At 69.9% G+C, this 24856-nt stretch carries 18 protein-coding genes, 1 tRNA gene and 3 pseudogenes; 14 read left to right on the top strand and 8 right to left on the bottom strand.

Annotation, left to right across the window (positions count from 1 at the left end; all coding sequences use genetic code 11):
• Positions 1–185: 185 nt before the first annotated feature.
• Positions 186–2093 (bottom strand): NAD-binding protein, encoded by a 1908-nt coding sequence (locus ACZ434_RS28090; protein ID WP_468460640.1) that lies wholly within the window; start codon positions 2091–2093, stop codon positions 186–188.
• A gap of 189 nt (positions 2094–2282) precedes the next feature.
• Here ACZ434_RS28090 and ACZ434_RS28085 point away from each other — a divergent pair, with 189 nt between their 5' ends.
• Complete coding sequence (locus tag ACZ434_RS28085; RefSeq protein ID WP_468460627.1) at positions 2283–3350, top strand: permease; 1068 nt, start codon at positions 2283–2285, stop codon at positions 3348–3350.
• On the top strand, positions 3347–4063 hold the full coding sequence (locus ACZ434_RS28080) for a TIGR03943 family putative permease subunit (RefSeq protein ID WP_468460625.1): 717 nt from the start codon (positions 3347–3349) through the stop codon (positions 4061–4063). Before ACZ434_RS28085 ends, ACZ434_RS28080 begins: the two co-directional genes overlap by 4 nt.
• Positions 4064–4114: 51 nt before the next feature.
• Here the strand turns inward: ACZ434_RS28080 and ACZ434_RS28075 are convergent, their stop codons facing one another.
• Positions 4115–4402 (bottom strand): zinc-ribbon domain-containing protein, encoded by a 288-nt coding sequence (locus ACZ434_RS28075; RefSeq protein WP_468460623.1) that lies wholly within the window; start codon positions 4400–4402, stop codon positions 4115–4117.
• Positions 4403–4896: 494 nt separating this feature from the next.
• On the opposite strand from ACZ434_RS28075, the pseudogene ACZ434_RS28070 reads away from it, so the two are divergent.
• The 4 genes and pseudogenes from ACZ434_RS28070 to ACZ434_RS28055 form a co-directional block, all read left to right on the top strand.
• Positions 4897–5130: pseudogene (locus ACZ434_RS28070) on the top strand (hypothetical protein); the annotation flags it as partial.
• A 105-nt stretch (positions 5131–5235) separates the two neighbouring features.
• On the top strand, positions 5236–5529 hold the full coding sequence (locus ACZ434_RS28065) for a DUF3040 domain-containing protein (protein ID WP_468460621.1): 294 nt from the start codon (positions 5236–5238) through the stop codon (positions 5527–5529).
• 33 nt (positions 5530–5562) lie between these two features.
• On the top strand, positions 5563–7065 hold the full coding sequence (locus tag ACZ434_RS28060; RefSeq protein WP_468460619.1) for a potassium/proton antiporter: 1503 nt from the start codon (positions 5563–5565) through the stop codon (positions 7063–7065).
• 484 nt (positions 7066–7549) lie between these two features.
• Entirely contained in the window at positions 7550–8764 is a 1215-nt protein-coding gene (locus ACZ434_RS28055; RefSeq protein WP_468460617.1) for a cation:proton antiporter, read from the top strand.
• Between the two features lie 18 nt (positions 8765–8782).
• Here the strand turns inward: ACZ434_RS28055 and ACZ434_RS28050 are convergent, their stop codons facing one another.
• Positions 8783–9253: a cation:proton antiporter regulatory subunit gene (locus tag ACZ434_RS28050; protein WP_468460638.1), complete on the bottom strand. Its 471-nt coding sequence runs from the start codon at positions 9251–9253 to the stop codon at positions 8783–8785.
• A 195-nt stretch (positions 9254–9448) separates the two neighbouring features.
• On the opposite strand from ACZ434_RS28050, the gene ACZ434_RS28045 reads away from it, so the two are divergent.
• From ACZ434_RS28045 to ACZ434_RS28020, 6 genes and pseudogenes are all read left to right on the top strand, one after another.
• A complete protein-coding gene (locus ACZ434_RS28045) occupies positions 9449–9628 on the top strand; it encodes a hypothetical protein (RefSeq protein ID WP_468460615.1) in 180 nt (59 codons plus the stop codon).
• Between the two features lie 41 nt (positions 9629–9669).
• Positions 9670–9900, top strand: a pseudogene (locus ACZ434_RS28040) (PIN domain-containing protein); the annotation flags it as partial.
• A gap of 962 nt (positions 9901–10862) precedes the next feature.
• A complete protein-coding gene (locus ACZ434_RS28035) occupies positions 10863–14075 on the top strand; it encodes a tetratricopeptide repeat protein (RefSeq protein ID WP_468460613.1) in 3213 nt (1070 codons plus the stop codon).
• Between the two features lie 213 nt (positions 14076–14288).
• On the top strand, positions 14289–14690 hold the full coding sequence (locus ACZ434_RS28030) for a hypothetical protein (RefSeq protein WP_468460612.1): 402 nt from the start codon (positions 14289–14291) through the stop codon (positions 14688–14690).
• A 237-nt stretch (positions 14691–14927) separates the two neighbouring features.
• The gene (locus tag ACZ434_RS28025; protein WP_468460611.1) at positions 14928–15236 is read left to right on the top strand and encodes a hypothetical protein; all 309 of its coding nucleotides are present in this window, start codon (positions 14928–14930) and stop codon (positions 15234–15236) included.
• A 1084-nt stretch (positions 15237–16320) separates the two neighbouring features.
• A pseudogene (locus ACZ434_RS28020) lies at positions 16321–17489 on the top strand (tyrosine-type recombinase/integrase).
• A gap of 95 nt (positions 17490–17584) precedes the next feature.
• On the opposite strand, the gene ACZ434_RS28015 reads toward ACZ434_RS28020, so the two are convergent.
• From ACZ434_RS28015 to ACZ434_RS28005, 3 genes are all read right to left on the bottom strand, one after another.
• A tRNA-Pro gene (locus ACZ434_RS28015) sits at positions 17585–17658 on the bottom strand.
• A 48-nt stretch (positions 17659–17706) separates the two neighbouring features.
• Positions 17707–18477, bottom strand: a complete 771-nt coding sequence (locus ACZ434_RS28010) for a Pr6Pr family membrane protein (protein ID WP_468460609.1) — start codon at positions 18475–18477, stop codon at positions 17707–17709.
• 58 nt (positions 18478–18535) lie between these two features.
• Positions 18536–19477: a metallophosphoesterase gene (locus ACZ434_RS28005; RefSeq protein WP_468460607.1), complete on the bottom strand. Its 942-nt coding sequence runs from the start codon at positions 19475–19477 to the stop codon at positions 18536–18538.
• Positions 19478–19581: 104 nt separating this feature from the next.
• Here ACZ434_RS28005 and ACZ434_RS28000 point away from each other — a divergent pair, with 104 nt between their 5' ends.
• Positions 19582–20046, top strand: a complete 465-nt coding sequence (locus ACZ434_RS28000; RefSeq protein WP_468460605.1) for a GatB/YqeY domain-containing protein — start codon at positions 19582–19584, stop codon at positions 20044–20046.
• Positions 20047–20209: 163 nt separating this feature from the next.
• Here the strand turns inward: ACZ434_RS28000 and ACZ434_RS27995 are convergent, their stop codons facing one another.
• The gene (locus ACZ434_RS27995; RefSeq protein WP_468460603.1) at positions 20210–22501 is read right to left on the bottom strand and encodes a transglycosylase domain-containing protein; all 2292 of its coding nucleotides are present in this window, start codon (positions 22499–22501) and stop codon (positions 20210–20212) included.
• 429 nt (positions 22502–22930) lie between these two features.
• Between ACZ434_RS27995 and wblA the strand changes: the two genes are divergently transcribed.
• Positions 22931–23269: a transcriptional regulator WblA gene (gene wblA / locus ACZ434_RS27990; RefSeq protein WP_468460601.1), complete on the top strand. Its 339-nt coding sequence runs from the start codon at positions 22931–22933 to the stop codon at positions 23267–23269.
• A gap of 22 nt (positions 23270–23291) precedes the next feature.
• Here wblA and bagB read toward each other — a convergent pair whose 3' ends face one another.
• Entirely contained in the window at positions 23292–24806 is a 1515-nt protein-coding gene (gene bagB / locus ACZ434_RS27985; protein ID WP_468460599.1) for an ATPase BagB, read from the bottom strand.
• Between the last annotated feature and the right edge of the window lie 50 nt (positions 24807–24856).

Raw genomic sequence — 24856 nt, 5'->3', positions numbered from 1 at the left:
GGTGAGGGGAGGTGGGGCCGGGGGGGGGGAGGGGGGGGGCAAAATGCACCCCAAAAGGGGGGGAAAAAAAAACCCCCCCCCCCCCCCCCCCTCCCCCCCCCCCCCCCCAACCCCCCCCCCCCCGCCACACCGCCCGCAGCCCGCTGCACACCCCACCCGCAGCCCGCTGCACACACCCCCACCCGCTAGCCAGCGCTCCGCACCCGCCGCCCCAACAACTCCGCCAACCCCCGCCGAGTCGCCGCCAACACCACCCGATCCCCCGCCCGCAGCACATACGTGTCCGGCAGATCCCACACCAGCCCCGCCCCCGGCACCTCCACGCCACCCACCCCATAACCGCGCTCACCGCCGGAGGCAGACGCACCCGCAAACGCCATATCCAGCGCCAGCACCCGCCACGCCCCCGCCCGGAACGCCTCCCCGACCGTCCGCCCCTCCAACTGCGGATGCCCGCCGACGACCACCGCCGCGAACAGCAGCACCCGCCGCTCCACCGGTATCGCCCCCAGGATCTGCCGCCCCATCATCGCCCCGGCGAAGGCAGGCGCCGCCAGGTGCGTCACACTCCGGCTCCGCGTCAGCGCACCCGGGTGCGCGGTCCGCAGCGTCCGGTACACCACCTTCGCGAAGTCGTCGTCGTACAGCCGCAGCACCGACCGCAGATCCGGCCGCAGCGACCGCGCGTACAGCACCGCTTCCAGATTCGTCGTGTCCTCGCTGGTCAGCGCGAGCAGCGCGTCCGCGCGGTGGATCTTCGCGGACTCCAGTACGCCTTCCTGCGTGACGTCCCCGACCACCACCGGTACGCGGAGCCGCCGCGCGGTGGCCATCCCCCGCGCCTCCGGGTCCGCCTCGACGCACACCACCGGGATGTGCAGCTCCCGCAGCCGCGTCAGCACCCGCGTGCCGATCTTGCCCAGCCCGAGCAGCACCACGTGCCCGCTCAGCCCGCGCGGCGGCTTGCGCAGGGCCGACGCCGTACGGAACGTCCCCAGCGCCTCCAGAACCGCCGCCAGCAGCACCGGCAGCAGCAGCAACCCGACCAGCATGGACAGCAGTTGCAGGATCTGCCGGCCCCTGGACTCGCTGTGCGCGGGCTCGTTGATCGCGAACAGGTCCAGCAGCGTGACGTACGTGGCGTGCAGCGGATTGTCCCGGGTCACCACGGTCAGCGCGACGGCGAGCGCGATCACCGCCGCGATCAGCCCGGCGAGCGACCACCGCAGCCGGCGCGAGAACAGCGAGGCGAACGGCGGACCGCCCCGCCGGGCCGGCAACGGAGGACCGGAGTACGACAGTTGCTCCAGCACCACCGTCCCGCGTCCGGTGGCCGCCGCCACCGCCGCGGCGTCGGGCAGCAGTTGCGGCCCCTGCTCGCCGCTGTCCTCGGAACCCTCGTCGCCGGCGGGGTCGTTGCTCGTGGCGGACAGCAGTGCCAGCGTGCACAGCCCGGGGTCGGCCACCTCGCCCGGAGCGGGCGGCCGGCGCTCCACGGCCCGCAGCAGCAGCCCCTCCGCGTCGACGACCTTGCTGGTGCCGACGAGCGCGGTGGCGACCAGCGCGGGCGCGGCGGTGTCGGCGTCGGACAGCACGGTCGTCGCGATGTCGGCCCGCGCGCTTCCCCGTCCCGGAGCCGCATCGCCCGCCAATTCGGCGGCCTGGTCGAGAAGTTCCTCCATGTGCTGGCCCAGTCGCCGGTTGTAGAGGCGGAGCACGAGCCGCAGCCGGGGGTTGAGCCGGCGGGCGTTCAGCGCGGCACGGATGTTGGTCTCGTCGTCGTCGTACACCAGCGCCAGCGCGGCGGCCCGTTCCACGCCCGCCTCGGCGAGCACGGCCCCGGTCGGCTCGGCGGCCTCGACCACCCGCTCGCCGGGGGCCAGGGTGTCGTCGGAGCCGCCGTTGCCCCGGTTGTTGACCGCGGTCACGACCCGGTCGAGCAGGGCCGCGGAGACCGCCCGGGCCCGCCCGGCCACCGGCCGGCGCGCGCCGCCCCCGGCCGGCGGTACGACGAGGGTCACCTGCTCGCGGTAGACACCGCGGAGTTCGGCGGCGAGCCGGTGCGCGAGCCCGTCGTCCCCGCACACCACCATGTGCGCGGAAGGATCGCCGGGCAGGGCGGGGTTGGGAAGCAGACTCACCACAGGTGAAGAGACTGCCGCATCGCGGCGCGTGGTTCCAGGTGGCACCTGAACGCCGGCCCCGCCCTCTCCGTACCAAGGAGCAGGGACCCGAGCGGGCCCCGCCCTGTCGCGCGCGCATCTGGGAGGTGCACCGGGCCCGTGGCCACCACCGCTTCACCCCCGCGCGGAACAGGCGCCCCCGAACCGGGAGCGACACCACCCGAGGACGGATCCGCGGCACGCTCCGACAACGGACGCGAGGCACCCCCCGAGGAGCCCCGCCGCCTCGACTCCTCCCTCCTCCTCGTCCTGTTCCTGCTCACGGCCGTGATGTTCCAGGGGCCCGTCCGCAGTGCCCTGGCCGCCCCGGTGATGCAGAGCTGGATGACGGTGTTCGTGGCCGTCGTCGTACAGGCCCTGCCGTTCCTGGTGCTCGGTGTCCTGCTGTCGGCGGCCATCGCGGTGTTCGTCCCGCCGTCGTTCTTCGCGCGCGCCCTGCCGAAGCGCCCGGCGCTGGCGGTACCGGTCGCGGGAGCGGCGGGCGCGGTACTTCCGGGGTGCGAGTGCGCGTCCGTGCCGGTGGCGGGCGCACTGGTGCGCAGGGGAGTGGCCCCGGCGGCGGCTCTGGCGTTCCTGCTGTCCGCCCCCGCGATCAACCCGATCGTGCTGACGGCGACCGCGGTCGCCTTTCCGGGCCACCCCGAGATGGTGCTCGCCCGTTGCGTCGCGAGCCTGCTGGTGGCGTGTGCGATGGGCTGGCTGTGGCAGCGTCTGGGCCGCGCGGACTGGCTGCGCCCGCCCGCCCGTTCGTCGTACGAGGGTCAGCGCAAGGGTGCGGCGTTCTGGGGGGCGGTGCGCCACGACGTGATGCACGCGGGCGGCTTCCTGGTGGTCGGCGCGATGGCGGCGGCGACGCTGAAGGCGGTGGTGCCGGAGCGGTGGCTGAGCGCGACGGCCGGCCATCCAGTGCTGTCGGTCCTGGCGCTGGCCTTCCTGGCCGTCCTGCTGTCCATCTGCTCGGAGGCGGACGCCTTCGTGGCGGCGTCGCTGACCCAGTTCTCGCTGACGGCGCGGCTCGCCTTCCTGGTCGTGGGACCGATGGTCGACCTCAAGCTCTTCGCCATGCAGGCGGGCACCTTCGGCCGTGCCTTCGCCCTGCGTTTCGCCCCCGCGACCTTCGCCCTGGGTGTCGCGGTGTCCGCCCTGACGGGTGCGGTGCTGCTGTGAGGTCACGGCTCAACGGCCAGGCGCAGGCGGCCCTGCTGTTCCTGCTCGGCGCGACCGTGCTGCACGCCGGCCTGACCGACCTCCACCTGCGGTACGTCAAGGCGGGCCTGCGTCCGCTGCTGCTGCTGTCGGGTGCGGTGCTGATCGCGACGGCGGCGGCGACGGTCCGGTACGAGTGGCGCCGCCCGCCGCACCCGGAGGAGCCGCACCGGGAGCCCCGTATCTCCTGGCTCCTCACCCTCCCCCTCTTCGCCCTGATCCTGGTCGCCCCGCCGGCCCTCGGCTCCTACAGCGCCACCCACACCGGTACGGCCCTGCAGAAACCCCTCGGCTTCCCGGAACTCCCCGCGCGGGGCCCGCTGCGCCTCGGGGTCGGGGAGTACGCGGCCCGCGCGGTCTACGACCACGGCCGCCATCTGCGCGACCGCCCCATCAGCGTCACCGGTTTCGTCGCGACGAACGGCACGGACGCGCCGTACCTGGTCCGCATGGGCCTCAGCTGCTGCGCCGCGGACGGACGGCCCGTCAAGATCGCCCTGACCGGCGAGATCCCGCCGGTCCTGCGCCCGGACACCTGGCTGGAGGTCACCGGCACCTACACCCCGCGCCGCACCGAGGACCCGGTCAACGGCCGCCCGGTCCCGTACCTCCAGGTCACCCGTGCCAAGCCGGTCCCGGCCCCGCCGGACCCGTACGAGACGTGGAACGGCTGACGGCGACATCCCGCCGTACGCGGCCGACGACCGGGACGGACGCAACAGACGCTAGGACCGGTACGGCTGCTGCTGGTGCGGCTGCCCGTGTCCCTGCCCGCCGCCGAGGGACTGCGCCTGAAGCCGCTCGGCCTGTTCCTGGGTCACCTTCTGCTCGGCACCGCAGAAGGTGCACTGCGTGGCGTACTTCGTCGAGACCGGGAACAGCGGCACGAAGAACAGGGTGAACTTCGTGACCTTCTTCCTCAGCGTGTGCGCGGAGGGATTCCCGCACTGCGCGCACACCAGCGTCAGTATCGCGAGCTGGTGCAGATACCCCTTGGTGCCAAAGATGATCATGTCGTCGATCCTTCCCGGGCCTCGGCCCCCCGAACCACCACCACACCAGACGAGGAGAGCAGTCGGCAACGTGACCGCCGCAGGACGGCCGCGGGACGTCCCCGCGCGCAGGCCCTCGGTCCGTGCCGACCCCCACGTCTCGCGCGATCCGTAGGGGTCGGACCCCTCCCGATATGAGTGTCGTCCCCGATGGCGCGTCCTTCCCCGCCGGGGTGAAGGTGTGATCACCACACCCCTGAGAGGAGCCCGCGCCCTGATGCACGCAGCGACGCAGCGAACCGGCCGTACCGACGAGGAGACCGTCCCGGCCCCGCTGGTCCTGCTGTTGTGCCGGTCGGCCGCCGCGTGGGAACGAGGGCCCGAGGCCACCGGAAGGGTGGGAACAGCACCGCGCGGGTCGCGGTGAGTGTCACTGCGTGGCCGGGGTGTGGGGCGATCGTCGTCATGATGACGTGCTTCGTCCCGCACGGCGTGCTCCGTCCGAGGCCCTCGACGGCGGAGCGCGGATGCCGTGCTGGGCGTGCGCCCTCGGCGCACATCTCCGCGGCAGCGCCACGATCATCGCCTCCTCGCCCACGTCGTGGTCATCGGCATCGCCGAGCGCGAGGGTCGTCACCTCTCGTTCCGGCAGTTCAGCCGCTACGGACTGATCGTCACCGCGGTCACCGCGGGTCACCGCCACCACCGCGGCCGCGTATGTGCGGCTGCGCCACTTCGTCCTGGTGTGATCGTGAGGCACGGGATGCGTGAGGAGAGCAGATGGATCACACCTCGGACCGCGACGACGCCTTCGCACCGCCCCCCGCCGCGGGGAGGCGGCCGAGAAGAGGGCCATGGACGGACCGGATGAGGCACGGCTCCACGAGATCGAGGCCCGTCTGCACCACGAGGACCCCCGGTTCGCCCGCGGCCTGCGGCACGGCCGCCCCTGCCGGCCGCGCGAGTACCGCTACGCCCGTGCCTGGCTGCTGCTCACCGTCGCGCTGGCCGTGCTGGGTAGCGGCATCGCCCTGGCCCACGGGCTGCTCATCGCCGCCGGGCTGGTCCTGGCCGGAGTCGCCGGGGAGATGTTCGACCCGCACCGCGGCGAGCGCCGCCACCGGCCCCTGCCACCGCGCGACCGCTGAACGCCGGGCCGGTCACGGCACGGGGACCGTGCGATGACCCTGTCCGAGCTGTACGTGACGCTGCTGATCGGCGGCGCCGTCCTGCTGGCCAGCATCGCCGCCGCCCGCACCGCCCACCGCGTCGGCCTGCCGAGCCTGCTGCTGTTCCTGGCCGTCGGCGTGATCGCCGGTGAGGACGGGCTCGGTCTGGAGTTCGACGACGCCCAGCTGGCCCAGGCGCTGGGGACCGCGGCGCTGGGGCTGATCCTCGTCGAGGGAGGCCTGAGCACCCGGTGGGACGACGTCCGGCGCCGGCTCGCCCCCGCCGGTGTGCTCGCCACCGTCGGGGTGGCCCTCTCGGTCGTGGTGACCGCCACCGGAGCGCACTTCCTGCTGGGCATGGACTGGCAGCTGGCGCTGCTGCTCGCGGCGATCGTCTCCTCCACCGACGCCGCCGCCGTGTTCGCCGTCCTGCGCGCACTGCCGCTGCCGGAGAAACTGCGCGGACTGGTGGAGGCCGAGTCCGGCTTCAACGACGCCCCGACCATCATCCTGGTCACGGTGTTCTCCACCGCCACCGCCGACCTGCCCGGCCCCGGGCCGCTCGTGCTCAACCTGCTCTACCAGCTCGCGGTCGGCGGCACCCTCGGCGTGCTGATCGGCTGTCTGGGCGTCGCCGCGCTGCGCCACATCGCCCTGCCCGCCACGGGACTGTATCCGCTGGCCACGGTCGGCTTCGGCGTCATCGCCTTCGCCGCCGCCGGAGCGGTCAACGCCAGCGGCATCATCGCCGCCTACCTGTCCGGCATGGTGCTGGGCAACGCCCAGCTGCCGCACCGCGCCGCCACCCGCTCCTTCGCCGAAGGCGTCGGCTGGCTCGCCCAGATCGGCCTGTTCGTCATGCTCGGCCTGCTGGTCGACCCCAGCGAACTGCCCGCAGCGGTCATCCCGGCGCTCGTCATCGGCTCCGTACTGCTGCTGGTCGCCCGCCCCCTCTCGGTCGTGCTGTGCCTGCTGCCCTTCCCGATCCCCTGGCGCGAACAGACGTTCATCTCCTGGGCGGGCCTGCGCGGGGCGGTACCGATCGTGCTCACCACGTTCCCCGTCGTCGCGGGTATCGACGGGGCCCGCGACGTCCTCAACATCGTGTTCGTCCTCGTCATCATGTTCACCCTCATCCAGGGCCCGACCCTGCCCGCCGTCGCCCGGCGCCTGGGACTCGTCCGCAGCGGCGCGCTGCGCGAGATCCAGGTGGAGACCGCTCCCCTCGACGTCCTGGACGCCGACCTGCTCACCGTCAGCATCCCGCCGGACTCCCGGCTGCACGGCGTCGCCGTCTTCGAACTGCGCCTGCCGCCCCCGACCGTCGTCACCCTGATCGTCCGCGGCGGCACCACCCTGGTCCCCGACCCCGACACCGTGCTCCACGCCGGCGACGACCTCCTCCTCATCACCACCCCGCTGACCCGCGAGGCGGCGGAACGCCGGCTGCGCGCCATCGGCCGCCGCGGCAAACTCGCCCGCTGGCTCGGTGAACACGGGGCACCGAGCGTCTGACGAGCGGTTGTGACGGATTACCGAACGAATGCGATGTATAGGTATTTCGTCATGCGGTAAAGTTCTTAACGGAGTCTTGACGCTCCACTGTTCAGCTCCTCTGCTCAGCTCGACTGCTCGGTGCGACTGTTCAGTGCGACTGCTCAGCTCGTGAGAGGCGGATCTCGGATGCGACGGGGGGAACGCGACATGCACCGACGTGACATGAACCGGCCCGTACGCATCGACAACACCGCCCGCGACAGCGTCCCCGAACCGGGTCCCGCCCTCCCCGGCGCCTGATCTCCCGGCCCGCACCCGCTCCCGCCGCCCCGCCGCGGTAGCCCCTGCCCGCACGCGGATCACCACTCCGCCGTACGGGCCTGCCCCGCCGGGCGCCGACTCCCTGCCGCCGCTGCACCGCGCCGTCCGCAGGCACTCACCCACCGAGCCACCCACCCGAAGGCACTGACGCCGCCGTCACCGAACCGGAGGACCGACGCCCGTGCACCACACCACCGCCATGCTCATCGAACTCGGCGCGATCATCCTCGCCCTGGGCCTGCTGGGCCGCCTCGCCGGACGGATGGGCTTCTCACCCATCCCCCTCTACCTCCTGGCCGGACTCGCCTTCGGCCACGGCGGCATCCTCCCCCTGCGGGCCAGCGAGGAGTTCACCGCCACCGGTGCCGAGATCGGCGTCATCCTGCTGCTGCTCCTGCTCGGCCTGGAGTACAGCGCCTCGGAACTGGTCACCAACCTCAAGACCCAGTACCCCTCCGGCGTCGTCGACTTCGTCCTCAACGCGGTGCCCGGCGCCGTCGCCGCACTGATCCTCGGCTGGGGCCCGGTGGCCGCCGTCGCCCTGGCCGGCGTCACCTGGATCTCCTCCTCCGGCGTCATCGCCAAGGTCCTCGGCGACCTGCGCCGGCTCGGCAACCGCGAAACCCCGGTGGTGCTCGGCGTCCTCGTCATCGAGGACCTCGCCATGGCCGTCTACCTGCCGATCCTCACCGCCCTGCTGGCCGGCGCCGGACTGGCCGGAGGCTCCGTCACCCTGCTGATCTCGCTCGGCACCGTCGGCGCCGTCCTCTACCTCGCGCTGCGCCACGGACGGCTGATCAGCCGCGCCGTCTCCTCCGACAACGCGGAGATGCTGCTGCTGGTCGTCCTCGGCCTGACCCTCCTGGTCGCCGGGCTCGCCCAGGAACTCCAGGTCTCGGCGGCCGTCGGCGCCTTCCTCGTCGGCATCGCCCTGTCCGGCGAGGTCGCCGAGGGCGCGAGCAGCCTGCTGACCCCGCTGCGGGACCTGTTCGCCGCCGTCTTCTTCGTCTTCTTCGGCCTGTCCACCGACCCCGCCGACATCCCGCCCGTCCTGCTGCCGGCCCTGCTCCTCGCCGTCGTCACCGCACTCACCAAGATCGCCACCGGCTGGTACGCGGCCCGCCGCGCGGGAATCCGGGGCGCGGGCCGCTGGCGCGCGGGCGGCACCCTGGTCGCGCGGGGCGAGTTCTCCATCGTCATCGCCGGCCTCGCCGTCGGCGTCGAGCCCCGTATCGGCCCGCTGGCCACGGCGTACGTCCTGCTCCTGGTCGTGATCGGCCCGCTCACCGCCCGCTGGACCGAGCCCCTGGCCCGCCGCCTCACCCGCCGGCCGACCACGCCCCCGGCACCTACCGCCGACCGGGACCGCCCGGAACCGGCCCACGCGGGCGCCTGACCCTCCGGGCCCGGCGAGTCACACCCGTTCGAGAATCCCGGCGGCGACGTCGACACCCTCACGCGTGCCGACCACGATGAGGGTGTCACCCCCGGCCAGCCGGAACTCCGGCCCCGGGGACGGGATCGCCTCGGTCCGGCGCAGTACGGCGACGATGGACACACCGGTCTCCGTACGCATCCGGGTGTCACCCAGCAACCGCCCGCCCCAGTACGACCGCGCCGGCAGCTCGAACCGCTCGGCGACCAGGCCCAGCTCGGCCGTCGCCAGCAGATTCGGGCTCTGGTGCGCGGGCATCACGGCGTCGATGACCGCACCCGCCTCCTCGGCGGTCATCCGCAGGGACAGCGCGGTGTCGTCCGGATCGTCCGTACGGTACGTGTTCAGCGTCCGGGACCCGTCGAGATGCGCGATCACCGACAGCCGCCGCCCCTCCCGCGTGGCCAGGTCGTACCGCACACCGATCCCCGGCAACGGCGTATGCCCCATGCGCGCGGCGCCGCCCATGACCGTCCCCCTGAAAGAAGTGAGTGCCCCTACGGGCCATGACCGACGGCACCCTACGTCACTCCACCACCGCCCAGTAATCCGGCCCGCGCCCGCGGCGACGCCTGACCAGCGCCTTGGCCCTGGGACCGCTCGTTCCACCCGGTCCCGTGCACCGCCCTGGACCAGGCAGCCGGCGTGGTGCTCAGCGGCATCTCCCTCATCGACGGCACCTTCCCCAGCTCCTGCGACGCCCTGTACTGCGGACCCATCCGCATCCGCGTGGAGGACGTCATGGCCATCAGGCAAGACCTCGACGGCCACACCCGGCGACGAAAGAAAGAGCTGCGGACAATCGACCCGACCGGCAAAGACTGACGGCCGCCGCTCACCGCCGGGCCATTGTGGCCCTTCAGGAGCGCCTGAACCAGTTCACCTGGTGTCCCATGCCCGACGGTATCCACCGGCGCGCCCGCGTCATCCAGCGCGAGCTCACCGCCAAGGGCGAGCACCGCAGTGCCGGAGCCGTCGACCTCCTCGTGGCCGCAGCCGCGGAAGAAGCCGGCCTCACACTGCTGCACTACGACCGCGACTCCGAAACCATCGCCCGCACCACCGGGCAGTCGGTCCGCATGATCGCCCTCAAGTAGCCGGCCGGCTCCCCGAGGAGGCGTGACGAGGTCGCCTCGTACCGCGAGTAGTTTCACCCCTGACCCGTCCGTGGACCGCCGTGCCGTCACCGGATAACCCGCGAAACCGCCGTCCGGCCTGTCCTCCGCCCCCGCAGACCAAACAGGTCGGCCGCCTACTCATATGAGTAGGCGGCCGACCTGGTACTTCACTGTCGGGGTGGCGGGATTTGAACCCACGACCTCTTCGTCCCGAAGCAACTTGGGTGGGGACGCTGCCTTGGGCTGATGTGCCTCTCACCTGCGCTGGCAGTCCGTGGGCGGCCGCCCTTGTTCGCCGCTGTTCGTCGGTGTTGTCACGCAGTTAGACGCTCACCAGCTGGGACGCTCGATGCCCTAACCCTACTCAGGATGGGACGCGGTGCGCTCTCGTGTGCGGAGGCCGGCGGTCTTACTGTCGTAGAGGTCAAGCTAGGTTGCGGGAAAGACTCCCATGGTTCCGCTGGTGCCGGTCCTTGCCGGTCTGGTTGTCGACGTCGTCTGGTTCTTTGATAGCTGCGGTGACGACGAAGTCAATCCCGACTCCGCGGTGAAGATGGTGGAAGGCGTGGGCGGGGAACTGCTGCGACTGCCTCTGGACCAGCATGACCGCCCCTTGCGGGGGCTCGCCGACCTGGCTGAAGGAGTTCGATCCCAGCTCGCTCCGGCGGCTGTCGTCGACTGCTGCGACGGTCGGACAGAAACGCTGGTGTACGCCCCTGTCCGCGTCGCTGATGTTGAGCGACGAAGTCCGATTCCATGCAACTCTCGCCGCCGCTCAGCCGATACTGACCCATATAGGGAACGAGTACGCACCGTGCTGGAGAGCAAGACACCAAGCCGGGCTGCAGAGGGGACTGAACTGAGATGGGGGCACGCAGTAGGCCGTCGGGCAGAGAAAGGTCGACGGTCACCGTTCGCCACGAGAGTCGGCGGGTCCTGCGGTGACGGACTTCACCTTCCAGGCGATAGGGGCCGGATCCGTCGCCGCACATCACATCGGGACAGCGATCACCGGCCCGGTCAACGCTCTGACGGCCGAGTTGCTGAATTCGGCGCGCGACGTCCAGGCACCTGCCGGGCTTACCAACCTGCCGCCGCTCCCGCTATGTTTCGGCCGCACGAGAGAGCTGGGCTGGCTGCGCGGCACGCTCGGGCAGCCAGCAGCCAGGACTGCCGTCGTCCAAGGCCTCGGCGGCGTCGGCAAGAGCACCCTCGCGCTTGCGTATGCCCACAGGCACCGTCGCGACTACACCTTCATGTGGTGGATTGCCGCCGCATCACCCGACCACATCGAGCAATCGCTGGCCGACCTCGCTCTGCGACTGATCCCCGTGTGGGCCGGCAGCGCGTCTACCGAAGAACGCGCAGCCTGGGCGATGTCGTGGCTGCAGTGGCATCCGGGGTGGCTGCTGATCTTCGACAACGTTGAGGATCCGGCCGACCTGCAACCCTACGTCAGCTCGTCTAACGGCCACGTCATTGCTACCAGCCGACGATCAGCTAGCTGGCCGGCCTCCGTCGCAACGCTGGCCCTCGGCGTACTCGACCTGGCTGCAGCGAGTGAACTCCTCTGTAGCCAGGTGCTCGGCACGACTTCGCCGACCCACCGTCAGATGCAGGAGACCCGGGCCCTCTCAGCCGACCTAGGACAGCTTCCCATCGCTTTGATGCAGGCTGGCGCCTACCTCGCGCAGAACCCGACGATCAGCATCGAACGTTACCGCCGAAGACTGATAGGCGCGTTGGACAAGGCTCCCGAAGGTGTAGATCCAGAACGCACCGTCGCCCGGATCTGGCGCCAGACGATTAGCACCCTCACGGAGCGAAACCCCCTGGCAGTCCGCGTCCTGTTCACACTGGCGTGGCTGGCCCCCGACGACATCCCAGTTGGACTGCTGAGCCCTATCACCGACGACAGCGACGACCTTCACGAAGCCCTTGGGGTGCTTGCTGTTTACTGCATGGTCTCCCTAACTCAGGACTCGGTGAGCATCCACCGCCTCGTCCAGACCACGCTCCGGAACCAGCCGCCCATCGGTGACAGCGCGCCAACCGGAAGGTTAGAGGCCGAACGGCTGCTGAGCGCTGCGGTCGTCCCCCTGGGAGAACCACCCGACTCTGGCCGGTCCCCCACTTGGGATCGGCTGCTTCCGCACCTCGTCGCGCTCGCGGCCACCACTCCTGACGGACACGCTGACACCTTTCCCGCCGGACGGTACGCGAGCGCTGCACTCTATCTCCAGAGCCTCGGTCATGACGCCCGCGCCGTTCCGCTGCTCACGGCGGCGCTCGCCCGCTGCGAAGCGCTCGCTGGCGCCGAGCACGAAATCACCATGAAGGTCCGTTCGAACCTAGGCGACGCCTACTACGGAGCCGGGGACTTCGAACGGTCCATCGCCACCCTCGAACCGCTGGTCGCCCAGTGCGCGCAGGTACTTGGCGACTCGCATCCAGGGACGCTCACCGTCGCCGCTAACCTTGCCAACTCGTACCGCGACTCCGGCGATCTGGCCCGTGCCATCACACTCCACGAGGAGACGTTGGCCCAGCGTAGGCACGCACTTGGCAATGATAACCCCGACACTCTCGTCAGCTGCGAGGAACTGGCCCGCACTTACCATGCGTCCGGCGACTTGGATCGTGCTGTCTCTCTGTATGAGGCCACACTCACGCAGTACCAGCGATCCCTAGGACCAACTCACCCTGCCACGCTGAGCAGCCAGCACGGTCTAGCGGCGGTTTACCTCGCTTCAGGCGACCTGTCCCGCGCCATTCCGATGTACACCGCCGTCTTCGCACAATGGCAGCAGGCGTTCGGCGACAGCGATCCCGAAACCATCACCAGCCGGAACAACCTTGCCTACGCCTATCTGATCGCCGGACGCCCTGACCAGGCAGCGCAGCACCTCGAGACGGCCCTGGCCCGATGCGAGGAGGTGTACGGCGAGGCGTACCCAGAGACCATTGCCATCCGTGCGAACCTCGGCTGCGCCTACCGGGACGCTGGAGACTTCACCCGTTCGCTTCCATTGCTGGAGACCGCGGCCGCGCAGAGCGCCCACCTCCTCGGCGACGGCCATCCCCAGACCTTGACCACCAGGAACGGGCTGGCGCAGGCATACCGGGCCGCCGGCCACGATGGACGGGCGATCGCGCAGTACGACACCATCCTCAAGCACCGTGCCGCGCTGCTCGGCGAGACCCACCCCCATACCCTCGCCACCCGAAGCGGTCTCGCGAATGCACACCTCGCGGCGGGCGACCCTGATCGCGCGGTCCCGCTGTTCGAAACCGTCGTCGCCCAGTGCGAGCAGGTCTTCGGTGAGTCCCACCCGGACACCCTGTCCAACTACATCGGCCTGGCCGACGCACTACGCCAGATGGACAATCCGGCACAGGCCGTGTCTCTCTCTGAGTCAACGCTGGAGCGGTGCGTCCGTTCGCTCGGCGAGGACCACCCGCACACCATCGTGTGTCGGAGCAACCTGGCCCTCGCACACCTCACAGTTGGCGACGCTCCGCGCGCCGTCCAGCTCCTCGAAGCCGCCGTGCGCAGCGCCAGCCTCATCTTCGGCGACGCACACCCGCACACGGTCACCAGCCGGATAAACCTGGCCGCTGCTCACATGGAGTCCGACAACGCGGCACAGGCAGTCGCCGTCCTGGAGGACGTCCGCGCCCAGCTGGAGGCCGAACTCGGCCGCGTCCACCCGCAAACACTTCACTGCACCGCCATGCTGGCCCGCGCCCTCGGCGGGTCCGGCGGCCTGCCCAGGGCGACCGAACTGCTTGAACGCAGCGTTGCGCTCGCCGAGAAGGAACTCGGCGTCACCCACCCGGACACAGTCAAGCAACGGCAGTACCTGGCTGAGATCTATCGGGCCAATGACCAACCCGACTTGGCTGTGCCGCTGTACGAAGTCAACCTCGCCCACTGGCAGCAGACCCTCGGTGACCACCCCAACGTCCTGAACGCCCAACTCACTCTGGCGGACACCCACCAGGAAGCCGGTGCACACCAAAAGGCGATCGCCGTCTATCGCGTAGCCCTCGGTCGGATCGAGCCCACCCTGGGCCCGGAGAACCCGCTCGTCGCACAGATCCGCGCAAGGATCGACGCAGCCGTGTACGCCACTTCGAGGTCTGACCGTTGAAGCTCTCCGTTTTCCTGGTCGGCGATCTGCCAGTTGGGAGCGTAGCCAGACGGCGCTAGGGGCGGGCAGGTGTTCGCTGGCTCGCGTGGAGTAAGGCCGGTCGACGTTCCTCGAATGCAGAGTTGCCGCGTGCACGCTGGCTGGGCGGCTTAGTCTGATGCCCTGGCGTCAGTCATTACAGGATTTCGGGGGTGGGTTGTGGGAGCGGAGATTGTGCAGTTTCTGGAGCAGGCAGGGCCGTATCTAAGCGCGGCTCTGGGTGCCTATGGTGCGGGGGTGCTGGCCCGAGCTGAGGACGCTGCGGTGGGAGCCACGGCGAATGCAGGACGCAGCATCTTGCACGCGGTCTGGCGGCGCCGGAGCCCGGCCGGTCGGCCCGAGCTGGAGGCGGCGGTGCGTGAGGCGGCCGAGGACCCGGAGGACGCCGATGCTGCAGCCGCGCTACGTCAGCAGATCAAGCGGACGCTAAGGGAGAATCCGCAGTTGCTTGCCGAACTGGCCGCCCAGCTTCCTCCGACCAGTGCGGTGACGATCACCGCGTCCGGTGAACGGTCCATCGCCGCGCAGACAATCGGCACGGCCGTCACCGGAGACAACACAACGATTCGTCCGTGACCCCATCCCGAACGCGGCACCGGTCCACCGCCTTGGGGGCACCAGCCCGTGGCAGGCGAACCGAATCTAAGCTGCCAGTTTTACAGCCGTGGATGTCAGGCGCCTTCTGCTCCGCAGCTCTATGTGGATCGGTCGCCAACGGTCGCACCGGCCACGCTACGGCCCTCCTGGGACGCTACCGGATGGGATCGGTTGCTGGGGTTGTTGTACTTCGCTGCTGTACAGCAGGATCGAACGATGTCCCGATCAGTAGGCGCCCACACCGCCGATCCGTGCCCTCGGTGCTTCATCGAGGCGGTCCGTCTGGGCAGGCCGATGACTATTGCGGGGCACGATGTAGTGGTCTACCTCTGCGATCACTGTGCGCACACCTGGTCTCGGCCGGTCGAGGATGACCTGGAGGTCTATGACGTCGTAAGGGCGGACCTCCCCGACGCCACGCGCTACGGCACCGCCTGGCAGGTGGAGGCCGATCGCGTCCAGGTACGCGGTACGGGCGGTGACTGGCTGCTGTGGGTCGAACGCTGGAGAGTCATCATCTACTGAAGGCTCTCCGCAAGGCCGAGCCGAAAGACCTGTGAGGCCAGGGAAGGATCTTTACTCCCTGGCCTCATCCTTATCAGGTCGATCACCGGTCCCCCGGCAGTCAGGAGAACCCTGGCTTGGGGCCGGCGCGGCGACCGTCGGGGACCGCTCTCGTTCAGTTCCGTCCGCCGCTGTTGGTGTCAGCCGTTGGTGTCAGACACCGTCTGGCATCTTGACAACCCCGAGAGTGTCCGCAACTGCGGCCTGTCATACGCCATCACTCAGTGCCATCACGATCGAGAGCTTGCTGAGCGCGCTTGCCAAAGTCCCGGATGCCGCCCCCGAGTCGCGACATGTCGTCCTGGGCCGCGCGTCTGTACGTTCGGACTTCTGACCCTACAGAAGGGACACCATGGAGAGCCGCGATGATCTCGGAGTAGGTGACCAGGCTGTTGGCAGCATCCTCGATGACGCTGGCAGGCTCTAGGACAGACTCCGGGCCCGCAAGGGAAACCTCTAACCATGCGTCTCGCAGCGTCTTGCCGAGACGGTCCGCCTCAAGACAAAATTCCTGGTCCGGGGGCCGGAACAAGTCATGTTCCGGCATCCCGTCCGGCAGTCGCACTCCAATACGAGTGATCATGTGCTCCCGTATCGCGTTGGCAGCGGCGAGAAATGCTTTGTACGCGGTCTGTCGGGCCTCGCTCCGCTTGAGTAGGTGCGCCGATCGAGCTGTGATCTTTGCTTGGCGTTGGGAGGCCCATCCCGTGGATAGGCCAGCCATCGTTGTCCCGACCGCCCCTGCAATGGCTCCCAGCACTGCCGCTATCCCTGCATCCATGGTTGGCAGTTTGGCTGATGCAGCAGCGTTGGCATGGCCACAACCTCGTCCCCCACTCTCCCCAGCTCCCATCCCGTCCGCCGTCGACCCACACACCGTGGAGCGGGCGTGGTTCCTGGCGTCCAGGTGGAGCGCGCCACTGTACGAACGACCTGGACGCCAGGGGCTGCGTCTGCTCGGCTTTGCCTGGGTCGACGGTGGACGGGATGGGAGCTCCCCGCGCACGCCACTACGGGCCCGGGAGCAGATGGAGCGTGCGGCCTGATGACCAAGCGTCGGAGCCGCGGTGACGGCGGCCTGCACTGGGACGAGAAGCGGCAACGGTGGATCGCCACGGCGAACCTCGGGTTCGATCCGAGCGGAAAGCGGATCGTGAAGCGGGGGAGTGGCAAGACCAAGACGGAGGCGAAGAACAAGCTCAAGGAGGTGTTGCGGGACCACGAGGACGGTCTCGCGATTGCGCCCACCAATTACACGGTCAAGGACGCCGTGGTGGACTGGCTCGCGTACGGTCTGGTGGGCTTGACCCCAGTACGGCCAAGACCTGCGCGATCCTGAGTCAGACGCACGTCATCCCGTCCCTCGGCGCTCGCAGGCTCCGCGACCTGAGCGCTGAGGACGTCGACCGCTGGCTGGCCGCCAAGGCGAAGACGCTCAGCACGCGCACCCTCCAGGCGATCCACTCGTGCCTCAACCGCGCGGTCAAGCGGGCCATGGCCCGGGACAAGGTGAAGCGGAACGTCGTCGAGCTGTGCTCGGTGCCCCAGGGGCAGGCAGGGCGCCCCTCCAAGGCGCTCTCCTTCGCTCAGGCCGAGGCCGTGCTCAAGGGTGCCGAGGGGACCTCGATGTACGCGTACATCGTCGTGGCCCTGCTGACGGGTGCCCGTACCGAGGAACTGCGAGCGCTCACCTGGGACCACGTCTTCCTCAAGGGCAAGCCGGACGCGGACCCGCCGCAGCCTCCGCACATCGCGGTGTGGCGCTCGGTCCGGCGCGGCGGGGACACCAAGACCCGGAAGTCCCGGCGCACGCTCGCTCTACCGGCGCGGTGCGTCGAAGCCCTCTGGCAGCAGTTCGAAGATCAGGGATGGGATCGGCTCGCCGCCAGCGACAAGTGGGAAGAACACGAGCTCGTCTTCTCCTCGGCCGTGGGCAAGCCACTGGACGCGGCCAACGTCCGCCGCGCCTTCCGCCAGGCGCTCAAGGGCATCGACGGGATCAACGCCGACGAGTGGACGCCCCGGGAGCTCCGGCACAGCTTCGTGTCTCTGCTGTCCGACCGCGGCGTCCCGCTGGAAGTGATTTCCCGGCTCGTCGGGCACTCCGGGACGGCAGTGACCGAGGAGGTCTACCGGAAGCAGATCCGACCCGTGATCCAGACCGGCGCCGTGGTCATGGACGGGATCTTCGGCGCTGATCCGCAGCGGCCGTAAACACTCGGGAGCCGATAGTCACGCAGATAGACACGCAAACGAACCAGGTCTCTTACCTACTCGCGTGAGTAGGTAAGAGACCTGGTACGTCTCTGTCGGGGTGGCGGGATTTGAACCCACGACCTCTTCGTCCCGAACGAAGCGCGCTGCCAAGCTGCGCTACACCCCGAGTGTCGCTGCTGTCGCGGCGACGACGTTTACTTTAGCCCACTGCTGGCTAGAGACGAAATCCGGTTTTGGAGGGGCGGCGGACCGGGTTCGGGCGGGTGTGGTCCAGGGCCACGAGGAGGACGGCCAGGGCGTAGAAGGAGAGGCCGGTGAGGAGGGCGTTGGCGAGGACGCTCCTGTAGCCGTGGCGGGCGACGTCGAGGAAGGGGTAGAGGTAGCGGGACGGGGAGCCGGGGAGGAGTTCGCCGAGGGCGAGGGTGAAGGCCAGGTAGGCCAGGGGGTACAGGAGCCAGGGCGCGGCCTGGCGGAGGTGGGTGCGGGCCGGTGGGGAGAGGAGGAGCCAGTCCAGCAGCGCGGCGAGGGGGAGCACCGTGTGCAGGGTGTGGGAGGCGAGGGGGGACAGCCAGGAGGGGCCTGTGGGCGCGGTGGTCATCGAGAAGGCGGGGGTGGCGTCCGCGAGGACCAGGTGGTGGACCAGGGCGGCCATGACGACGTACAGGAGGGCCGCTCCCGTGAGGGCGCCCGGCAGGGGGTGGCGGGCCAGCCAGGCACGGCGTGCCGAGGCGAGCATGACCACGGCCAGCAGGAGCGCGCTCTGGACGGCGAAGTAGCTCAGGACGCGGGCCGGGCTGCCGAGGAGCAGCAGGACCAGTACCGCGCCCGTCGCCGTCAGGGCGACGGTGAGGCGGTACGCCGCGGCCACCGGGCGCCGGACCAGCGGGATGACGGCTCTGGCGGGGACGGCGGAGGGCAGCAGCCGGGGCGTCCTGCGCGGCAGGGCGGGGAGGTCCGGGATGTCCCTGGGTATCGGGGCGGTCATGCACCCCAGGGTCAGCGGATGGGCGGTGTGGGGCGATGTGGGTGGGCCGGACGGGTGATCAGCGGATGGTGCCCTGGTCGCGGTCCACCAGGGTGAGCAGGGTCGCCTCCGGAGGGCACGCGAAGCGGACCGGGGTGTAGCGGCTGGTGCCGCAGCCGGCCGAGACGTAGAGGTAGGACGTGCGGCCGTCCGCCGTGTGGGTGGAGAGGTCCTTCACGCGGTCGGTGTCGAGGTCGCAGTTGGTGACCAGGGCGCCGTAGAAGGGGATGCAGAGCTGGCCGCCGTGGGTGTGGCCGGCGAGGATCAGGGGGTAGCCGTCGGCGGTGAAGGAGTCGAGGACGCGCAGGTAGGGGGCGTGGACGACGCCCATGGAGAAGTCCGCCGAGGCCGAGGGGCCGCCCGCCACCTCCGGGTAGCGGTCGCGCTTGATGTGCGGGTCGTCCAGGCCGGTCAGCTCGATCGACGCGCCCTCGATCTTCAGGGTGCCCCTGGTGTTCGTCAGGTTCAGCCAGCCCGCCGAGTCGAAGCCGTCCCGCAGGTCCTCCCACGGGTTGTGGACCGCGTCGACCACCGGGGGGTTGCCGTTCAGGCCGTGCCGGCCCTGGACCTTCTCGAGCAGGTAGCGGGCGGGGTTGCGCAGCCTGGGGCCGTAGTAGTCGTTGGAGCCGAAGACGTACGCGCCCGGGAACTGCATCAGGGGGCCCAGCGAGTCCAGGACCTCGGGGACGGCCCCGGGGTCGGACAGGTTGTCGCCCGTGTTGATCACGAAGTCGGGGCGCAGGCCCGCCAGGGAGCGCAGCCAGCGCTGCTTCTTGCGCTGGCCGCCGACCATGTGGATGTCGGAGACGTGCAGCACGCGCAGGGGGCGCATCCCGGAGGGCAGGACGGGGACGGTCACCCGTCGGAGACGGAAGGAGCGGGCCTCGAAGCCCGCCGAGTACAGCAGCCCGGCGGCGCCGGCCGCCGTGATTCCGAGGGGGATTCCGTATCGCGCGCGCATGGGCCCATCGTGTCAGACCCCAGAAGATCCTCCGAACTCACCTGATCTTCGGCGGGCCTTAAAAGAGCAGGCGTCGTTCCTCCCGCACCTGCGACAATCGAGCCATGACCACGCTCAAGTCGAAGCTGCAGGACGACCTCAACGCCGCGATCAAGGAGCGCGACGAGCTCCGCTCCTCGACGCTCCGGCTGACGCTCACCGCGATCACCAAGGAGGAGGTCGCGGGCAAGGAGAAGCGCGAGCTCTCCGACGACGAGGTGCAGAAGGTGATCACCCGCGAGGCGAAGAAGCGCCGTGAGGCGGCGGAGGCCTTCGCGCAGGGCGGACGCCCCGAGCAGGCGGAGCGGGAGAAGGCGGAGGGCGAGGTGCTGGCCGCGTACCTGCCCCAGCAGCTGTCCGACGAGGAGCTGAACGCGATCGTCTCCCAGGCGGTGGAGGAGGCGAAGGCGGCGGGCGCGGAGGGTCCGCGGGCGATGGGCGCCGTGATGAAGATCGTGAACCCGAAGGTCGCCGGGCAGGCGGAGGGCGGCCGGGTGGCGGCCGCGGTGAAGAAGCTGCTGGCCGGCTGAGCCGACGGTCGTACCGCACCGCGGGGTACGTGCAGGCAGCGCGTTCGGTGTGTCGCCGTGAGGGCGACATAGGGCGTGCGGAAACACGTGGAACGGCCCCTGTCCCGAGAAGCTCCTCGGGACAGGGGCCGTTCCACGTGTCGTGGGTGACGGAGCGGGCCGGTCAGTCGCGTCCTCCGGGCCCGTTCCCGGCCCCGCGGATGAAGCCCTCCGGGATGGAGAAGCTCGGGTCCGGCTCGGCGCCTCCGTTGCCGCCTCCGCCGTTGCCGCCCCCGTTGCCGCCTCCGCCGCCGATCAGGCCGCCGATGAGACCGCCGTCGCCGTTGTTGCCGTCGTCGCGGTCGCCGTCCTCGTCCCCGCGGTCACGGTCGCGGTCGCGGTCCTCGGCGTCCGGGATGTCGACGAGGTTGAAGGAGGGGGCCTCCTTGCCGGACAGGGCGCCGTTCATGGCGTCCTTCCAGATGGGTCCCGGGACCGCGCCACCGAAGACCAGGGCGTGGTACTGGCCGCCGATCGTGATGTTCTTCATCTCGACCTTCTGGCTGGCACTGCCCACCCAGACGGCGCCCGACATGTTCGGCGTGTAGCCGACGAACCAGGCGTTCTTGCGCTCGTCCGTCGTACCCGTCTTACCGGCGTTGGCGCGGTCGCTGAGGCCGGCCGCCTGGCCCGTACCGGAGTCGATCACGCCCTGCAGCAGGGTGTTCACCGTGTCCGCCGTGTTCTCGCTCATCGCGCGGGAGCACGTCGACTTCGGCACTTCGAGCGACTCCTGCTTGTTGCCGATCTTCTGGGTGATCGACTCGATGGCGACCGGCGTGCAGTACATGCCCCGGGAGGCGAAGGCGGCGTACGAGCTCGCCATCGTCAGGGGCGAGAGGCCGGTGGAGCCGAGGGTCATCGAGGAGGGGACCTCGGGGATCTTCTTGCCGTTGCCCTGGACGATGCCGAGCTTGTCGGTCATGGTCACCACGGGGCACATGCCGATGTCCTCGATCATCTGCACGAAGTACGTGTTGACCGACAGGGCCATCGCTTCCTTGAGCGGGTACGGCCCGACCTCGGACTCGTTCTCGTTCTCGAGCTTGTAGTTCCCGTCGTTCACCCAGGGCTTCTCGCACCCGCGCACGGTCTGCGGGTAGGGCATCTCGAACGGGGCGGAGTAGCTCTGGGTCGGCGGCTTGCCCTCCTCGATGGCCGCGGCGGCCACGAACGGCTTGAACGTCGAGCCGGTCGGGAAGCCGAAGTTGGAGCCGCCCCAGGCGGAGTCGACCGAGTAGTTGATCTCCGTCTCGTTCTTGCCGTAGCCGTACGGCTTCGACTGGCCCATCGCGACGATCTTGCCGCTGCCGGGCTCGACGAGGGTGCTCGCGGCGGCGACCGAGTCCGACTGGTTCACGTGGTCCTTGAGCGACTGCTGCACCGCCTCCTGGGCCTGCGGCTGGAGCGTCGTACGGATGGTCAGGCCGCCCTGGTTCCAGATCTTCGCCCGGTCCTCCCGGGTCTTGCCGAAGACCGGGTCGTTGAGGAAGACCTTCTCCACGTACTTGCAGAAGAAGCCGGCTCCCTTGGCCGCCGTGATGCAGCCGTTCTTCGGCTTGCTCACGTCCAGGCCCAGCGGGGTCTTCGCGGCCTCGGCGGCCTGCTCGCGGGAGATGTCGCCGACCTCGGCCATCCGCTGGAGGACGATGTTGCGCCGCTTCTTCGCCTCCGTCTCGTCGTTGACCGGGTCGTAGCGGCTCGGTGACTGGACGAGGCCGGCGAGGAGGGCGGACTCCTGGAGGTTGAGGTCCTTGGCCGACTTGGAGAAGTAGCGCTGGGCGGCCGCCTCGACGCCGTAGGCCTGCTGGCCGAAGAAGGTGATGTTCAGATAGTTCTCGAGGATCTTCTTCTTGCCCAGCTCCTCCTCGACCTGGATCGCGTACTTCAGTTCGCGGATCTTGCGGCCGATGGTCTGCTGGGTGGCCTGGGCGACCTTCGTCGGGTCGTCGCCCGCCTCCTCGACGAAGACGTTCTTGACGTACTGCTGCGTCAGCGTGGAGGCGCCCTCGGAGACCTCACCGCTGCGCGCGTTCTTGTTGAGGGCGCGCAGGACGCCCTTCAGGTCCACCGCGCCGTGCTCGTAGAAGCGGGAGTCCTCGATGGCGACGATCGCCTTCTGCAGGTGCGGCGAGATGTCCTTGAGGTCGACCACCGTGCGGTCGCGCGAGTAGACGGTGGCGATCGTGCCGCCGTCCGCGTCGAGGATGGTGGTGCGCTGGCTCAGCGGCGGGGTCTTCAGGTTGGCCGGGAGCTCGTCGAAGCTCTCGACCGATCCCTTGGCCGCCAGACCCAGCGCGCCCACCGCGGGCAGCGCGATGCCGGCCATGACGGCTCCCGCGAGGACACTGACACCGAGGAACTTGGCGGCCTGCTGCGTGGGTGACAGACCACCGCCCGAGCGCTTCTTTGGCATGGGAGCAGCCTACGTTCTCATTCGCCGGACAAGCGTAAATGCCTTGGCCTAAGCTGCACTCAACTGTCACAGCAGTGAGGCCACGTATCAATACGTCCGGCGACCCCGAATCGTTCCGGATCTCTTCGACTTTCTTCGTATGAGGTGTGTCGAGGGGTGTTGAGCCCGTGTCCGTATCCGCCTCGTGTGTCATGCGGTGCCCGTTGTGACGCAACTGAACTGACCTGAAACATCCCCTTTGTCGCGCATGTCGCCCCCTCACTCCCCCGGGTGATCTGCCGCTTACCCATAGTCCGTTCGGACCATTCAAGATTGGGCCCGCTGGGGGTGTTGCGCTGTGCCCACCTTCCGTAACGTCCTCAACTGGCGGCGGTGAATATGCCGCTGCCGCCGTGGGGGAGCCTCGATTCGGGAGAGGACGGCGCCGGTATGGGCTGGGTTACCGACTGGAGTGCGCAGGCTGCCTGCCGCACTACCGATCCGGATGAACTGTTCGTGCAGGGAGCAGCGCAGAACAGGGCCAAGGCGGTGTGCACCGGATGCCCGGTACGCACCGAATGCCTGGCCGACGCGCTGGACAACCGCGTCGAGTTCGGCGTGTGGGGAGGCATGACGGAACGCGAGCGCCGCGCGCTGCTGCGCCGGCGGCCTACCGTGACCTCCTGGCGCAGGCTGCTGGAGACCGCGCGCTCGGAGTACGAGCGGGGGACGGGTGTCGTGCCCCTCAGCGACGACGAGGTGTACGAGACCTACGCCGCGGTGGGGTGAGAGGCCCTTCGCGAGGGGCTCTTCAGGGCGTTTCGGGCAGCTCCGGCCGGTCGGCCGCGAGCCGGTCGCCGATGTCCCGCAGCCCCGTCAGGTCGTGCACATCGCCGGGCAATGCGGCCACCTCGGTCACCGCCACCTCGGGGTGGAGCGCGGTGAAGCGGTCACGTGTGCGCTGCTCGCGCGAGAGCAGCTGCATCCGCTCGGCGTGCAGCCTCAGCAGGCCCGCGGTGAGCCGGTCGACGGACCGCTCCGGGTCCGCGTCCGGGGCCGTGTCCTGGTCCGTGCCCGGGTCCATGCGTTGGCCCGCGTCCGGGTCCATGCCTTGGCCCGTGTCCGGGTCCATGCCTTGGCCCGTGTCCGGGTCCATGCCTTGGCCCGTGTCCGGGTCCACGGCTGCTTCCGTGTCGTCCGCGGTGGCGGGGGAGCCTTCCCCGGGGACGTCCTGGGCCGGTGTCCCGGCCGTCACGGATGAAGCCGACGATTCTGAACTGCCGTACGTGTCGGGAGAGTTACGAAGTCCAGCTTTCCCGTCCTCCTGATCCACAATGCGGGAGTCCTCAAGATTTTCCGCGGCGGACAGCGCCCGCTCGGCCGACAGCCGGTCCGCGCCGCTGCCATGGACCCGGTTGAGCACCAGCCCCGCCAGCGGCATGTCCTCCGCGGCCAGCCGCTCCACGAAGTACGCGGCCTCGCGCAGCGCGTCCCGCTCGGGGGCCGCCACCACCAGGAAGGCCGTCCCGGGCGCCTGGAGCAGCTTGTACGTGGCGTCCGCGCGCGTACGGAACCCGCCGAACATCGAGTCCATCGCGGCCACGAACGTCTGGACGTCCTTCAGCAGCTGACCGCCGAGCACCTTGCCCAGCGCGCCCGTCATCATCGACATCCCGACGTTCAGGAACTTCATCCCCGCGCGGCCGCCGACCTTCGCCGGTGCGAGCAGCACGCGGATGAGCTTGCCGTCGAGGAAGGACCCGAGCCGCTTGGGCGCGTCCAGGAAGTCCAGCGCGGAACGGGAGGGCGGGGTGTCGACCACGATGAGGTCCCACTCGTCCCGGGACCGCAGCTGGCCCAGCTTCTCCATCGCCATGTACTCCTGCGTGCCCGCGAAGCCCGCCGAGAGCGACTGGTAGAAGGGGTTGCCCAGAATCGCCGCGGCCCGCTCGGGGTCCGCGTGCGCCTCGACGATCTCGTCGAAGGTGCGCTTCATGTCGAGCATCATCGCGTGCAGTTCGCCGCCCGCGGAGTCGTCGATGCCCTTCACCCGGCGTGGGGTGTTGTCGAGCGAGTCGATCCCCATCGACTGGGCGAGCCGGCGCGCCGGGTCGATGGTGAGGACGACCACCTTGCGTCCCCGCTCGGCCGCGCGCAGGCCCAGCGCCGCCGCGGTGGTGGTCTTCCCGACCCCGCCCGAGCCGCAGCACACCACGATCCGGGTGTCCGGGTCCTCGATCAGCGGATCGATGTCGAGCGTGCGGGCGGGGGAGAGGTGGTGACGGGCCGGGTCGTGGGTCTGCGCCTGTTCCGGACGACGGCTCATGACATCCCCTGCTTCCGGTGCTTCCGACTCGTGACGGGGCTTGCGCTGGT

Source organism: Streptomyces sp. NPDC030893 (assembly GCF_055571535.1).
This window is presented reverse-complemented; position numbering and strand designations above follow the sequence as displayed.

Excerpts from the sequence above, each read along its gene's own strand:
- bagB (WP_468460599.1), bottom strand. The coding sequence starts at position 24,806 with ATGAGCCGTCGTCCGGAACAGGCGCAGACCCACGACCCGGCCCGTCAC.
- ACZ434_RS28065 (WP_468460621.1), top strand. The coding sequence starts at position 5,236 with ATGGACGGACCGGATGAGGCACGGCTCCACGAGATCGAGGCCCGTCTG.
- ACZ434_RS28075 (WP_468460623.1), bottom strand. The coding sequence starts at position 4,402 with ATGATCATCTTTGGCACCAAGGGGTATCTGCACCAGCTCGCGATACTG.
- ACZ434_RS27995 (WP_468460603.1), bottom strand. The coding sequence starts at position 22,501 with ATGCCAAAGAAGCGCTCGGGCGGTGGTCTGTCACCCACGCAGCAGGCC.
- ACZ434_RS28025 (WP_468460611.1), top strand. The coding sequence starts at position 14,928 with ATGTCCCGATCAGTAGGCGCCCACACCGCCGATCCGTGCCCTCGGTGC.
- wblA (WP_468460601.1), top strand. The coding sequence starts at position 22,931 with ATGGGCTGGGTTACCGACTGGAGTGCGCAGGCTGCCTGCCGCACTACC.
- ACZ434_RS28000 (WP_468460605.1), top strand. The coding sequence starts at position 19,582 with ATGACCACGCTCAAGTCGAAGCTGCAGGACGACCTCAACGCCGCGATC.
- ACZ434_RS28050 (WP_468460638.1), bottom strand. The coding sequence starts at position 9,253 with ATGGGGCATACGCCGTTGCCGGGGATCGGTGTGCGGTACGACCTGGCC.
- ACZ434_RS28060 (WP_468460619.1), top strand. The coding sequence starts at position 5,563 with ATGACCCTGTCCGAGCTGTACGTGACGCTGCTGATCGGCGGCGCCGTC.
- ACZ434_RS28005 (WP_468460607.1), bottom strand. The coding sequence starts at position 19,477 with ATGCGCGCGCGATACGGAATCCCCCTCGGAATCACGGCGGCCGGCGCC.
- ACZ434_RS28090 (WP_468460640.1), bottom strand. The coding sequence starts at position 2,093 with ATGGTGGTGTGCGGGGACGACGGGCTCGCGCACCGGCTCGCCGCCGAA.
- ACZ434_RS28010 (WP_468460609.1), bottom strand. The coding sequence starts at position 18,477 with ATGACCGCCCCGATACCCAGGGACATCCCGGACCTCCCCGCCCTGCCG.